Origin of the sequence: Oceanobacillus jordanicus (assembly GCF_022095695.1) — a bacterium.
GTDB lineage: Bacteria > Bacillota > Bacilli > Bacillales > Amphibacillaceae > Oceanobacillus_B > Oceanobacillus_B jordanicus.
Map to the genome: position 1 here is coordinate 41420 of NZ_JAIFZM010000006.1, position 13483 is coordinate 54902.

Annotated in this window: 13 protein-coding genes; 8 read left to right on the top strand and 5 right to left on the bottom strand. The window is 40.3% G+C overall.

The window, feature by feature from the left end; genetic code table 11:
* Positions 1–123: 123 nt before the first annotated feature.
* The 4 genes from K3T81_RS08570 to K3T81_RS08585 are packed head-to-tail and all read left to right on the top strand — an operon-like array spanning position 124 to position 2828.
* Positions 124–510, top strand: a complete 387-nt coding sequence (locus K3T81_RS08570; protein ID WP_106895563.1) for a GntR family transcriptional regulator — start codon at positions 124–126, stop codon at positions 508–510.
* Positions 507–1397: an ATP-binding cassette domain-containing protein gene (locus tag K3T81_RS08575; RefSeq protein WP_238019391.1), complete on the top strand. Its 891-nt coding sequence runs from the start codon at positions 507–509 to the stop codon at positions 1395–1397. Before K3T81_RS08570 ends, K3T81_RS08575 begins: the two co-directional genes overlap by 4 nt.
* Entirely contained in the window at positions 1384–2121 is a 738-nt protein-coding gene (locus K3T81_RS08580) for a hypothetical protein (RefSeq protein WP_238019392.1), read from the top strand. Before K3T81_RS08575 ends, K3T81_RS08580 begins: the two co-directional genes overlap by 14 nt.
* Positions 2118–2828: a hypothetical protein gene (locus K3T81_RS08585; protein WP_238019394.1), complete on the top strand. Its 711-nt coding sequence runs from the start codon at positions 2118–2120 to the stop codon at positions 2826–2828. The genes K3T81_RS08580 and K3T81_RS08585 overlap by 4 nt, the downstream gene beginning before the upstream one ends.
* A gap of 115 nt (positions 2829–2943) precedes the next feature.
* Here K3T81_RS08585 and K3T81_RS08590 read toward each other — a convergent pair whose 3' ends face one another.
* Complete coding sequence (locus tag K3T81_RS08590; protein ID WP_238019396.1) at positions 2944–4206, bottom strand: ATP-binding protein; 1263 nt, start codon at positions 4204–4206, stop codon at positions 2944–2946.
* A 338-nt stretch (positions 4207–4544) separates the two neighbouring features.
* Here K3T81_RS08590 and K3T81_RS08595 point away from each other — a divergent pair, with 338 nt between their 5' ends.
* Together K3T81_RS08595 and argF are read left to right on the top strand one after the other, a co-directional pair.
* The gene (locus K3T81_RS08595; protein ID WP_106895568.1) at positions 4545–5738 is read left to right on the top strand and encodes a class I SAM-dependent rRNA methyltransferase; all 1194 of its coding nucleotides are present in this window, start codon (positions 4545–4547) and stop codon (positions 5736–5738) included.
* Positions 5739–5859: 121 nt separating this feature from the next.
* The gene (gene argF, locus K3T81_RS08600) at positions 5860–6819 is read left to right on the top strand and encodes an ornithine carbamoyltransferase (protein ID WP_420830811.1); all 960 of its coding nucleotides are present in this window, start codon (positions 5860–5862) and stop codon (positions 6817–6819) included.
* A 92-nt stretch (positions 6820–6911) separates the two neighbouring features.
* Here the strand turns inward: argF and thrB are convergent, their stop codons facing one another.
* From thrB to K3T81_RS08615, 3 genes are read right to left on the bottom strand one after another with little or no spacing between them, the layout of a single operon-like run.
* Positions 6912–7799: a homoserine kinase gene (thrB, locus tag K3T81_RS08605; protein WP_238019398.1), complete on the bottom strand. Its 888-nt coding sequence runs from the start codon at positions 7797–7799 to the stop codon at positions 6912–6914.
* Positions 7796–8857, bottom strand: a complete 1062-nt coding sequence (thrC, locus tag K3T81_RS08610) for a threonine synthase (protein WP_161463945.1) — start codon at positions 8855–8857, stop codon at positions 7796–7798. Before thrC ends, thrB begins: the two co-directional genes overlap by 4 nt.
* Entirely contained in the window at positions 8826–10154 is a 1329-nt protein-coding gene (locus K3T81_RS08615) for a homoserine dehydrogenase (RefSeq protein ID WP_161463946.1), read from the bottom strand. Before K3T81_RS08615 ends, thrC begins: the two co-directional genes overlap by 32 nt.
* Positions 10155–10349: 195 nt before the next feature.
* Between K3T81_RS08615 and K3T81_RS08620 the strand changes: the two genes are divergently transcribed.
* Positions 10350–10502 carry a hypothetical protein gene (locus tag K3T81_RS08620; protein ID WP_159033181.1) on the top strand — a complete coding sequence of 51 codons (153 nt, stop codon included), beginning with the start codon at positions 10350–10352 and terminating at the stop codon, positions 10500–10502.
* A 258-nt stretch (positions 10503–10760) separates the two neighbouring features.
* Here K3T81_RS08620 and K3T81_RS08625 read toward each other — a convergent pair whose 3' ends face one another.
* Positions 10761–11633: a GNAT family N-acetyltransferase gene (locus K3T81_RS08625; RefSeq protein ID WP_238019400.1), complete on the bottom strand. Its 873-nt coding sequence runs from the start codon at positions 11631–11633 to the stop codon at positions 10761–10763.
* A 232-nt stretch (positions 11634–11865) separates the two neighbouring features.
* On the opposite strand from K3T81_RS08625, the gene K3T81_RS19585 reads away from it, so the two are divergent.
* Positions 11866–13359, top strand: a complete 1494-nt coding sequence (locus tag K3T81_RS19585) for a GGDEF domain-containing protein (RefSeq protein WP_238019402.1) — start codon at positions 11866–11868, stop codon at positions 13357–13359.
* Positions 13360–13483: the final 124 nt, after the last annotated feature.

The window sequence follows — 13483 nt, forward strand, 5'->3', positions numbered from 1 at the left end:
TGCTATGCAGGCATTTTTTTGATTGCTAAAAAAAAGGGTGGTTTGCTCTTGTTTTTTTATTGAGAAAATTATATACTACATTACACGACTAATGCACTAAGTTAGCTAAAGGAGGTTGCTGGTTTGCATTTACTTTCAGATGGCACGAAGCCCATCTATGTCCAAATTGCGGAATGGATTGAAACAGAAATACTCAATGGAAATTTTCAAGCAGATGACAAGGTTTATTCCCAATACAAGCTTGCAGAAATATTTACAATCAATCCGGCAACTGCAGCAAAAGGGCTAACGATCCTTTCTGATGAAAAGATTCTATACAGCAAGCGTGGCTTGGGGAAGTTTGTTACCCCAGAGGCGAGACAGTTAATTTTAGATAAACGAAAAAACCATACATTAAAAGGATTATTAGATGAGGTGGCATTAGAGGCAACACGATTAAGTGTAGGGGAATCGGAGCTACAAGAAATGCTTCGGGAGAGCATGGAAAAGATAGAGGGGGAAGAGCAATGAATGTAGTGGAATGCGAAAAGGTCACAAAGAAGCAGGGCAGTGTAGTTGCATTAAATGAACTGAACATCCAAATAAAGAAAAATACCATTACTGGGCTGATTGGCCGAAACGGAGCTGGAAAAACAACCTTATTAAAAATTCTCGCTGGTCTTTGGAGGCCAACATCCGGCCATGTAGAGGTGTTAAGTGTAAACCCGTTTAATAGTCTGACTGTTTCTGCCAACGTTGCCTATATTGATGATTCAATGGACTTTCCGAATACGCTTACCTTGTCAGAGATATTGCAGGCGGGTAAACGTTTTTACGGCAATTGGGACAGTCAGCTGGCAGAACGCTTATTCGAGTATTTTTCCTTCCATCCGAATCAATTACATACCCATCTTTCAAAAGGGAAAGCGAGCACCTTCAATATGATCTTTGGATTGGCTGCACGTTGTGAAATTACCTTGTTTGATGAACCAACTAATGGGATGGATGCTTCAGTAAGAAAGGACTTCAATAGGGCCTTACTAAAGGATTATCTTGCATACCCAAGAACGATGATTATTTCCAGCCACCATTTGGAAGAACTGGAGGAGTTATTAGAAGACATACTTGTAATAAAAAATGGAAAAGAATTACTTCATGAGCCAATTGATGTGATTCGCAACTATGCAATAGGCTTAACTGGCAGATCCGAATTGGTTAGACAATGGGTAACAGATAAGCAAGTATTGTATACAGAAGAGGTTGGGGCAAATACCTGTTATGCAGTAGTGAAAAGTGAAGGGATACCTCTGGAAAAAGCGAAGCAACTAGGTATGAAAGTCACACCAGTATCAGCAAGTGATGTCTGTGTCTATCTAACAAACCGCACGACAGGGGGGATCGACGATGTCTTTAAATAATATGTCACTTGGTACATTGGTTGGAAAGCAATACCTCTTTAAATGGAAGGCATTTGCAGGTGTGTTTAATTCAATGATAGCCTTGCAGCTGCTTGCGATTGTTTTTAGTGCTGGTGGGGTAGGGCAAACAGGCACAAGTACGGGAAGTGTATCGATTGATTTGTATTATTACTCTGTTGATAATGTGGTCGGTTTTACTATGGTATGGGCCTTCTTCAAATCTATCCTAATTACTACGAAGTCGTATCGGAATGACGATTATCTTTTCGTCACAAATCGTTTGAGCAGTAATTTAGCTAATATTCTTTTCGTTTTCTCAGCCAGTGTAGTTGCAGGACTAACAGCTATTTTATCTGGATATGTAATCCAAATGATTCAGTATGTTCAAGGAAATACATTTTTAACAGAAGCCAATCCACTAAGTCTTGGTGAGTGGTTCACTGGGGCATTTGCTACAATATTGTACATTCTCTTTATAGGTGCACTCGGTTATTTAATTGGCAGTGTAGTACAGTTGCATCGTACATTAGTTATTATTATCCCTGTTGCACTCCTAGGATTCCTTTTTGTCTATGACTTTAATGAACCTGGTATGATATCAATGTTTAAGTTTTATTTCAAAGAGAATATTTTTTGGTTATTTGCAATGAAAATTTTAGGAACCGTTTTACTGCTTTTTGCAGCAAGTATGCTCGTTTCTAATCGTCTGGAGGTTAGGAAATGATAAACATTAACGGAGTATTTGCTCCATTATTAATTCTTTTCGTTTTAATAGGGGGAGCTCTTTTATTAATTAGGTTTATTAGTAAACACTTTCCAACAATGCGGCGAAAAGAAAGGTGGCTACTGCCCATTTATGGTGCCGTTCTAGTCTCCTGTGGAATTATTCTCGCTTTTTTAGAACCGTTCGAAGAGCGCACAGCAAGTAGTGAAGAGGAGAGGCTGAGCAGTCTTTCGCTCTATAGCTATATAGAGTCTGGAAATATAAAAAAAATCGATTCGGAATATATCCGCAAAGAGTGGGATTTCACCCATACGGATGGGGATCTGCGAATATCCTCAGAGCCGAGTCATGAATTTATGGCTTCTATTTTTGTGGAAAAGGTCCCTGGATTAGAAAATAAAGTTGAAGTTACGTACTATGAAACACCACTGTATGTGGATGGAGAGGATATGAGCAATTATATCAGACCGCCAGAAGCAACACTCTCCAAGGGCTTATTAAAATTAAATAATCCCGTTGAACATCAGTATGTAGAGCTTTATACCTTTAGAGAACCTTTTCCTTATAACCAATTTATAGAAAGAAAAATGGTTGGAAATCAAAATGAGTCAAGCGTGTTTCACGGCGAAAGTATCATCTTAATCCGGGTAGGGGAAGAAAAGACACTTGATCTTGATCCAGACTCTTATATCGAATACGTAAACTAATAAGCCAAGCTTTATAGGATTAATGCTCCTTACAGAAAGAAAGCTAAAAAATCCGAGCGACGACAAGTTGAGTCAGCTCGGATTTTTGCCATATTATTAGCTTTAAAATAGATACTTAGAACCCTAGTTTCCCTGCATACTCTCCCATTTCCCATTCCTGCTTCATCGTTTTGCGGTGGTTTTCTTGTAATTCCTTCACAATTTCCTCTGCATCTACTTGTTTTTCATAATGCCATTTTAATGCGATAGACATATAGAGCTCGTTTAGCTGGGCGATGGATAATCCCTTCGTCTGCTTTGTTAACTGTGAAATAGCAGTCTCGTCAAGGAACCGTTCTAGCCCCTTACTACGTAAATAGGTTTCGCGCAGCGGTTCGCCGGGCTGTTTAATTTCATAAGCTCGGTCAAATCTACCAGCTCGGTTAATAAGTGCTGGATCAATTTTCTCTGGATAGTTTGTGGTACCGATAAGGAAAATGCCTTCCTTTGAAGTCGCGCCATCCAACGTATTTAAAAATACGGAGCGTGACTCTTCTGGCATGGAATCAATGTCTTCAATGATTAATGCTAGTGGTGCCATTTTGGTTACTGTAGCGAAAACCTCGCTAATGGAGTAGCTTGATGTATATTCGGTTATTTGCCAATAGACGACAGGAGCAGGCACACTTCCGGCAATCGATTTGACGAGCGTCGTTTTTCCATTACCAGGACTTCCGTATAGGAGAATTCCTCGTTTATAAGGAATTTTAAACTCCTTATAAAACTCCCCGCCCTTAACAAAGAACTCATCAATGGAACGGAAAATATCTGTTTTTACGTGGTCATCTAACAGGACGTTCTCTCGGGATACCTGATTGTTTAATTTTTCCTTAGAGCGATTGAGCCCCGCATCTGTATCTGTTAATACTGTAATACCTTCTGTCATGAATTCACGTTGCTTTAATGTAATATATTCAAGGAAGTGTAGGAGATCTTGATCACATCGCGCAAATAAAAAAGAACGTTCGAAGCTCATATGGTTTTGATGGTTTGGTATTTTTATGCTCGCAACATGAAAAGTAGGAAAGTAAAAGAAATGATTACTTAACGAAGGCTTAATTTTGTATTTATCAGTCTCGTTATAGGAAATGGTGGAGACAGCTGCTCTATCATAGATGGAGCTCAATGTTTGTATGGCTGGATCTTTTTCCTGCAACATCATTTCGATGGATTCGTCTAATTCGTCTAGTCCTTCTTCTGCTTCATACACAGTTAGTTCTTCGCCGAATTGTTCTTCTAAGAGTTGATGTGCTTTGTTGAGTGGGTAGGCAAATTCATAGTAGTGGGGAAGTTCAGCTGGCGTAATATTTTTAAGATTAATAAGCGATTTTGTTTTCATGAAAGACTCCTTTTCACTTTGTTGGTTTATCCCGGCGCAACCGTCCGTAAAGACTCGCACTTCAAAATATGAAGTGAAACCGTGATTTTTAAGCGGGAGTAAACGCTAACACCCTGATTCGTTCAACTAACAATCAGTGGGGGAAGAACGAAACCCCCCACTGATTGAAGTTTCACTTTATAAATCCCATCATACCACACTCCCTAACCGTTATTTGCAGAAAAGTGAATTTTTTACACAGGGAATAGGGAATAATGAATAATGAGAGATAATCGGTCTTTACTTTCGATTTTACAGAACACATGCGATAATAAGAAAAAAGAGTTAAGGATGTCGAGATGCAAAAAACGATTGAACTAAAAGTCAAAGAACCATTTATACAGGATTTTCAAAAGGGCGTTCCATTAGTTAGTAAGGAAGCGATCACGAACGAATCTGCCTTGAAAGAAGAGGGAGCCATTATTGATTTGGTTGACTCTACAAATAACTTTCTTGGAAGAGGTTATTATGGGCGGCAAAACAAGGGGATTGGCTGGGTGTTAACAAATAAGCAGGATGAAGCAATTGACTTCTCCTTCTTCCAGCGAAAAATCCTTAAGGCGATAAATAAGCGCCAAGGCTTTTATCAGGATGAAGAGACGACCGCTTTTCGTTTGTTTAATGGCGAAGGAGACGGAATCGGCGGACTTACTATCGATTACTTTGATGGCTATTACCTGATCAATTGGTATAGCGATGGAATTTATACGTTCAAAGAACAAGTTATCCAAGTACTGGACAACCTCGGTGATTATAAAGCTATTTATGAAAAGAAGCGTTTTGACACAAAGGGAAAATATATGGAAGATGATGACTTTGTCAAAGGTGAACGTGGTGAATTTCCACTTATCATTAAAGAAAATGGCATGCGCTATGCTGTCTATTTAAATGACGGGGCCATGGTAGGGATATTCTTGGATCAAAGAGAAGTAAGAAAAGCCATTCGTGATAAGTACGCAAAGGGCAAGCATGTGTTAAATACGTTTTCTTATACAGGAGCTTTTTCCATAGCCGCCACGCTAGGTGGTGCAGATAAGACGACGAGCGTCGACCTTGCCAAACGTTCCAAAGCAAAAACGATTGAACAATTTAGCGTTAACGATATTGACTTTGAACAGCATGATATCCGGGTTATGGACGTATTTGATTATTTCCAGTATGCGCAACGTCATCAATTGAAATTTGATATGGTGGTACTTGACCCACCAAGCTTTGCAAGGTCAAAAAAACGTACGTTTAGTACCTCAAAGGATTATCCAAAGCTTCTAATGGATACCGTATCTATTACAAAGAAAAATGGCGTGATTGTCGCATCGACAAACAATGCCAGCTTTGGAATGAGAAAGTTCAAGGGCTTTGTGGAAAAGGCCTTTAAGCAAATGAATACAGGCTACAAAATTTTAGAGGAATACCATCTTCCGGCTGACTTTCAGGTAGATCGTAAATTCCAACAAGGAAACTACTTAAAGGTGCTGTTTATACAGGTGAAATAGTCTTAATCGCTTTGCTAGAAAAATTAGCAAGGCGATTTTTTTGCGAAAGTTATTGTATATTTATTCTAAATAATGCATAATAATTCATATACATTCTGAAGGGTGGAGATGGATGGTGACGATGGAATTAAAAGAAGCGCCAAATAGTATGAAGTCTTTAAAGGGCCGTGATTTTCTAACATTAGGCGATTACAAACAGGAAGAAATCAACTACTTACTTGAATTAGCAGAACAGCTTAAGGTAAAAAGGAAAGCTGGACAGGAGGAATCCACTCTAACAGGAAAAACGCTTGGCATGATATTTGAAAAGGCTTCGACTCGAACTAGGGTTTCTTTTGAGGCTGGTATCTATCAGCTCGGAGGAAATGGAATATTTTTAAGCACAAAGGATTTACAAATTGGCAGGGGTGAGCCAATTGCCGATACTGCCAAGGTATTATCAGGATATCTAGATGGAATTATGATTCGAACTTTTTCTCAAGAGACGGTCCAAGAGCTTGCTGCAAATGCTAGTATCCCTGTTATAAATGGACTTACTGACCTTTATCATCCCTGTCAGGTGCTTGCAGACTTGTTAACAATCAAAGAACAAAAAGGTGTACTTGAAGGAGTTAACATTACATACATTGGCGACGGGAATAATATGGCGAATTCACTCATGATTGGGGCAGGTTTAATGGGGATGAATCTTACAGTTTGTGCTCCGGATGGCTATATCCCAATGAAGGAAGAAATAGACAAGGCAAAACAGCTTGCAGCAATCTCGGGTGGAAAGATTGTGGTGGAGTCTAATCCGAATGAAGCTGTGCAAGATACGGATATTGTATATACAGACGTGTGGGCGAGTATGGGGCAGGAAAAGGAGCAACAACAAAGAATAGAAGCATTCCAGCATTATCAGGTTACATCTGAGCTTCTTTCTTTAGCAAAGCCGGACGTTTCGTTTATGCATTGCCTTCCAGCACACAGAGGAGAAGAGGTAGATGCAGCGGTCATCGATGGAAAACAATCTGTCGTATTTCAGCAAGCTGAAAATAGACTTCACGCGCAAAAAGCATTGATGAGTTCGATTATGAAATAACTAAAAAACGCTGAGCTCGCTACAGTAATCTGTAGCTGGTCTCAGCATTTTTTGTCCGGTCTTAATAGCAATAAGATCCCACCAAATGAGTTTCAGTATATTTGCATGCCCTCCTGATCGATCTGGGCAACTTTCACTTGTAAGTCCGGAAATAGTTCTTGCAGGTGTCGAGCTAAGGAGCGGCCAGTCCCTTTTCGCGCAAATGAGATCATAGAGGGACCTGCCCCGCTTATAACAGTGCCATAGCTCCCAGCCAACTTTGCTTCTCGCTTAATCATCTCATAATGGGGGAGTAACCCGGCTCGGTATGGCTCGTGAAACAAGTCCTTCTCCATCATTTCTCCCGCTAGTTTTACGTTTCCTGAAGCTAAAGCAGCAATTAGTACATTGCTAAGACTGCTTGCTGTTGCTGCTTGTTTTCGAGTGAAGTGGTCTGGCAATACATTTCTGGCTTCCTCTGTTTTTAACTCAAAGGAGGGGATACTTATAACAGCTTCTAGTTCGAAAAGGGGAAGCTTGACGTAATGTACCTCCTCTTCTTCTACGGTGGAGATGACTAATCCTCCCAATAAGGAAGCAGCTATATTATCTGGGTGGCCTTCCAATGCAGTGCCAAACTTCAGTATGGCTTCACTAGACAGATTGAGATGGCATAGTTGGTTTGCTATTTCTACCCCAGCGAGGGCCGCTGCAGCACTACTGCCAAGACCACGAGCTAATGGAATGTCACTGGTGACCCTCACCTTACAAGGAGGTAGTACTAAGTCAAATTGGTCAGCTGTCTGCTTGGCAATTTGGTAAATAAAATGTTCCTCATAGGTTGTAATAGTTGGAAGCAGGTCGGAAACGTGGATAAATTCCCATTCATCCTGTGTTTTAACTTCCAGTGTTAAATATAAGTTCAGCGCAATTCCTGCTGAATCAAATGCCGGCCCTAAGTTTGCGGAGCTGGCAGGAACGCTAATACGAAAAGCTGTCATACTGTCACCGTACTTCCAATATAGCGTAGCAGAGAGTCTGAATCATTCGGAAGGGCAACAGGCTTAACCTCCATCTGTTCAATAGCAGTCTGTGGATCCTTTAGACCATTTCCTGTTAGAACGGTAACGACCTTGCTGCCCTTCGGAATAACTCCTTGCTCACATTGCTGGATGACACCTGCAATGGATGCGCAGGAGCCTGGTTCAGCAAATATTCCTTCCTGCTGGGCCAATAGTTTAAAAGCTTTTGTAATTTCTTTATCCGTAACAGAACCAATTATTCCAGCCGATTCGTCTCTTGCGGCAACCGCGAGTTTCCAACTTGCTGGATTACCAATTCGAATTGCTGTTGCAATTGTTTCAGGATCTTTAATAATTTGATCCTTTACGATAGCTGCTGCTCCCTCTGCTTCAAATCCAAACATTTGTGGAAGGCCGCTATCTGTCTTTTCGTTATACTCCTTAAATCCTTTCCAATAGGCACTAATATTCCCGGCATTCCCAACAGGGATAGCAAGGATGTCAGGGGAGGCCCCTAATTGTTCGCACACTTCAAAAGCAGCTGTCTTTTGTCCTTCTAGTCTGTACGGATTGACGGAGTTAACCAGGGTGACATCTGCCTTTTCACTAATTTCCCTCACCATTGAAAGGGCTTCGTCAAAATTCCCGTCAATCTCTACAATTTCTGCTCCGTACATAATAGCCTGCGCGAGTTTCCCCATTGCTACCTTCCCTTTTGGGATAACAATAATAGCCCGGATGCCAGCTTTAGCCGCATACGCCGCGGCGGAAGCCGAAGTATTACCTGTAGACGCGCATACAATGGCATTACTTCCTTCCTCTACCGCTTTTGCTACAGCCATCACCATTCCTCTGTCTTTAAAAGAACCTGTCGGGTTTGCGCCTTCTACTTTTCCATATAATTCGATCCCAAGCTGTTCGGATAAATTTTTAAAATGGACAAAAGGAGTGTTTCCTTCTCCTAGGCTGATATCTGGTGTGTTTTCGGTTACAGGCAAATATTCCTTATAATGTTTTAGTAACCCCTGCCATTTCACGTTCAACATCTCCCTCAACTTTGTAGTAGCTTTTTACTTCCATAACCACATCTAAATTCTTTAGATCATGTAAGGAATGATTAAATGTTTCTAAAGACGTTTGGTGTGTGACTAAAATGATTTCCGCAACTTCATGTTTCTTCACGGGTGTCTGTAAAATCCGCTTGAAACTAATATTAAACGTATTAAAAAGAGAAGAGATAGTGGAAAAAGCTCCTACTTCGTCTTTTACATGCAAACGGATATAATATTGACCGAGTCGCTTATCTGCTGTTTTTAACTCTTTTTTAAAGCGTGGTTTAACGGCACTGTGACCGCTCACTCCTAGCTTCATGTTTTTAATAACTGTTACAAGGTCAGAGACAACAGCAGTGGCTGTAGGTAGGCTACCAGCACCTGGACCATAAAACATCGTTTCGCCAACTGCTTCTCCATATACATAGACTGCGTTATATTCATTCTTCACATCTGCTAGTGGATGGTCTTTGGATAGCAAGGTCGGTTGGACATTTACTTCGACTTGGCCATTCTCACAGCTTGCAAAGCCAATGAGCTTCATGGTATAACCTAGGCGCTCTCCGTATTTCAAATCTTCTAGATCGAGATTTTTAATCCCTGCTACCTCCACCTCTGACAATTCGATGTCCGTGGAAAAAGCTAGTCTACCAAGGATCGCCATTTTTCTTGCTGCATCAAGTCCTTCTACATCAGCGGTGGGATCTGATTCAGCGAATCCCAGTTCCTGTGCTTCCTTTAAGGCATTCTCATAAGAGACTCCTTCGTTATTCATTTTGGTTAAAATATAATTTGTCGTACCGTTTACAATCCCCATTACTTGTTGAATGCGATCGGAAGAAAGGCCATCGGTGATTCCCCTTAAGATAGGGATACCGCCAGCAACACTTGCCTCATAATAAAAGTCGCAATGATTTTTATCGGCAGCTTGTTGAAGTTCTGGACCATGTAAAGCTACAAGATCTTTATTTGCCGTAACGACATGTTTCTTAGCAGAAAATGCGTCCAAAATGTGCTGGAAAGATTCCTTGATACCTCCCATTACCTCCACCACAACGTCCACTTCGGGGTCTTGTAATATATCATTTGGATCTGTGGTGAGAAGTGTCTGATCAATCGAAACATCACGCACTTTTTCAATATCCCGTACTAAGATACTTTTTACCTGTACGCTACAACCTAACCGATGTGCTAATTCTTCTTGATGGTTCTCTATGAGCTTTACAACACCTGAGCCAACTACCCCTAAACCAAGTAGACTGACAGAAACTTGCTCTCCCACACAATCACCTCTTCGATTTTTTTGGTTACTAGATATTTAAACACGTATAAAGAAGTATAGCAATAAGGAATTTTCCGAATATAATGTAAAACGCTTACATATACTTTTCATTTTGTAGTGCTTTGGGCCTGGAATTAACCAAACGAAGAGATGCTTAATACACTACACTATATATTGGAATGCGGAGGTGTCGAAATGAGTGAAGCGAGTGTAGGATTAACCTTTATTACGTGCTTATTAGTCGGTTCTAGCGTTGGATTGTTGTTGGGAAATCTGGAAGCTGGAGGAGCGGTTGGGTTATTATCAGGAATTCTAAGTATTGTCCTATTTCGCAAAGGAAAGAAATGAGGGTAGGCGATCAATCTTTGCAGCCAATGCCGACGCACCCTTTTGCAGGGGCGTGGCTACTTTCGTTACAAGCATAAGAGTCACCATGATTTTAACATTCGTTAAAGTTCATTTAATCTTTTATAAGAATGTTTTACCCCGAACCATCCTATCGTTCGGGGCGCAGTAGCTGTGTTGTCACAGGTGAACTTAGATGGACAATATTGGAATGAAGTGGTCTGCTTTTAATTGCATTCCCATATCGCCGCTCTATGCTTTTTATGTCTGTTGCCACGATTTGCGACTTATGCCAAATAATATCCACGGGGAAGGTAGCTCAAATGGATGGTAGTCTGGCAGTTTTTCTACTTCTGATGGGATTAAATCCATCCATACATAGGTATTCTCACCAGTCCTTTGAGTTAATTGTTTATAATCTGCAGTAATTGTTTCCCATAAACCTTCCTGTTGATGAATATCATCCCAAGGATAGATAGTATGAAGGTAATGGTTTTTCTTTTGGTCTTCTTTGGTGATGAGAAAACGATTTTGCTTCTCGTTTTCATAGAAGGACCAACTAAGCAAGTTCTCATCCGTAAACAGTTCCCATGATGCTGGGAAGGAATAATAGCATTGATAGGGGAATATGGAATAGGTTTCAAGGTATCCCTTATAGATGAGGTCTTTTTTTCTTTTTAGGGTATGTACCTCTTTCCATGGTTTCGCCCCTGTCTCAAGCTTAGAAGGACTCTGTGTGATTGTACTATAAAGTATTTTATGTGAATGAAGGCCAGCCTTTCGGAGAACCTTTTTGGCTGCAAGGTTGTTTTCTTGTGTATTGGCTCCCACCCAATGTATCCTCTCCATTTTAAATACTTCCTCTATCATGTGCTGCATTAAGGATGTAGAGAAATTTCTCCCTCTATAACGAAGGTCGCTTCGCAATCGCCCTAGCATAGCGTAATGGGAGGCGTAAAGCGAGTATCCGGCAATACTAACTAACTGACCTTTGTTGAATAAACCAAATAGCCGATTATTACCATCTAATAATCTATTAAAAATCCGAAGAACATAATCCTCTTCTATACCTGTTTCCATTTCTTCCACAAGGCGGAAATCTTGTATGGTAAGCCTTCGTATGGCGTTCTGCATAGTGATCACTCCTAGGTACATTTTCATCTTCATGTTATACCAAGATCTTCCACTCCCAAAACAAAAAGAATTCTTCTTGTAAATTTAATTGATGCGGGGTGAGTTTAATTATCTTCATAGCTGTTATTTCTCAAAAAAGAGATTAGTATAATCTTTAATTGGGTACTATTTCCTATGGATAGTTGAATTTTTAGTATAATTAGCATAGTATCATGATGAGAGAGGTGGGGACGTGAAAGCGAGATTCCGATTGAAACTATTTGTTACCATGATTACCTTTGCTCTAATTATTTCCTTTAGTATAGCTATTATTGATTACATAAAGCTGAAGGGGGAGGCTATCACCAATAACCAGGTGCAAATTCAACAGACAGAGGATATTGTAATGGACTCTCTGAGTAACCTAGATAAAGCGTATAGCATTTTTGATGAGGATACGACAGAGGAAATGAAGGAACGAACCAAGGAATTGGTAGAACGCTATCAATCTAATCCTTCTTTCAAGAATTGGGATTTTGCTGCGATTAAAGAAGAAATAGGAATGGATCTCTATATTATCAATGATCAAAATGTCATCATACATACAAGCTTTCCAGAAGATCAAGGGCTGGATTTTTCAGCGTGCTGTAGTGAGTTTTCAAGCCTACTGGACGAGAGAAGGCAGGCTGGTGAATTTGCAGTGGACGAATTGGATGTGCAACAGAAGACTGGGGACTTAAAAAAGTTTAGCTATATGCCGACTCCAGACGAGAAGTACATCATTGAATTGGGTTATTCGTTAGCTGACAAACGTATTTTTAATGAGTTTAATTTTCTTGAAGTAATACAGGATTTGGAGAATCAGTATGAGGCAATTAATGAGATAAATGTATTAAATATAGATGGGTATAAGCTTGGGGCGCCCACAGACGAAAACCTGCTCAACGGGGATAGACAGGAGGCATTTAATCAGGCTATTCGTTCGGAAAGTACAACTGAAGTAGAGGGGGAATGGGGTGGAAATCCCGCTCTATATCGGTTTAACTACTATTCTGCTGATAATACGCAAGGTATTTCTACCAATCGGGTAGTGGAAATTAGTTATAACCATGACGGACTAGGTTCAATTTTAGAAAGAAACCGAACGATTTTTATTTGGCAACTGGCAATCGTATTTGTAGTGACCATTATTCTTGCTCTGCTCATTTCAAAATGGGTGGCAAGGCCAATGTATATGGCGTTTCACGATCAGTTGACAGGATTGAAAAACCGTACAGCATTTGAAGAAATTTTGGAAAAGAGAATAAAGGATCGACAAGAAACGGCAATTCTAATGATTGATTTAGATCATTTTAAAAATGTAAATGACATATTGGGCCATGACAAAGGCGATGAATTGCTGATTAAGCTAGCGTCCTGTATTCGCAATAACTGTCGTCAGGATGACACAGCGATCCGTATGGGTGGAGATGAATTTATTATCGTCTTGCCTAATACAAATGGGGAGGATGTAAGCAATGTTGCTGAAAGACTACTCCAATCAGTTTCTAACCTATTTCAGTCTGTTACAGAAGAAAGCGGTATTTCTCTGACAGCAAGTATCGGGATTAGCGTGACGCCGCAGGATGGGATTGATATTGAAACATTGTATAAAAAGGCGGATATTGCCCTATATGCTTCAAAAGAAAAAGGAAAAAACCAATACTGTGTGTATGATGCAACGAAATCATATGCCAAAAATATGTAGAGCTGTCAAAAGATTTTCCCCTTTTGACAGCTTTTTTCATACTGGAACGCTATGCTTTTCTTTTGTCTAGCTCCGCGTGCCCAGAAACTAGGCGACTTCGCAAATCGCCCTACGATAAAGAAGA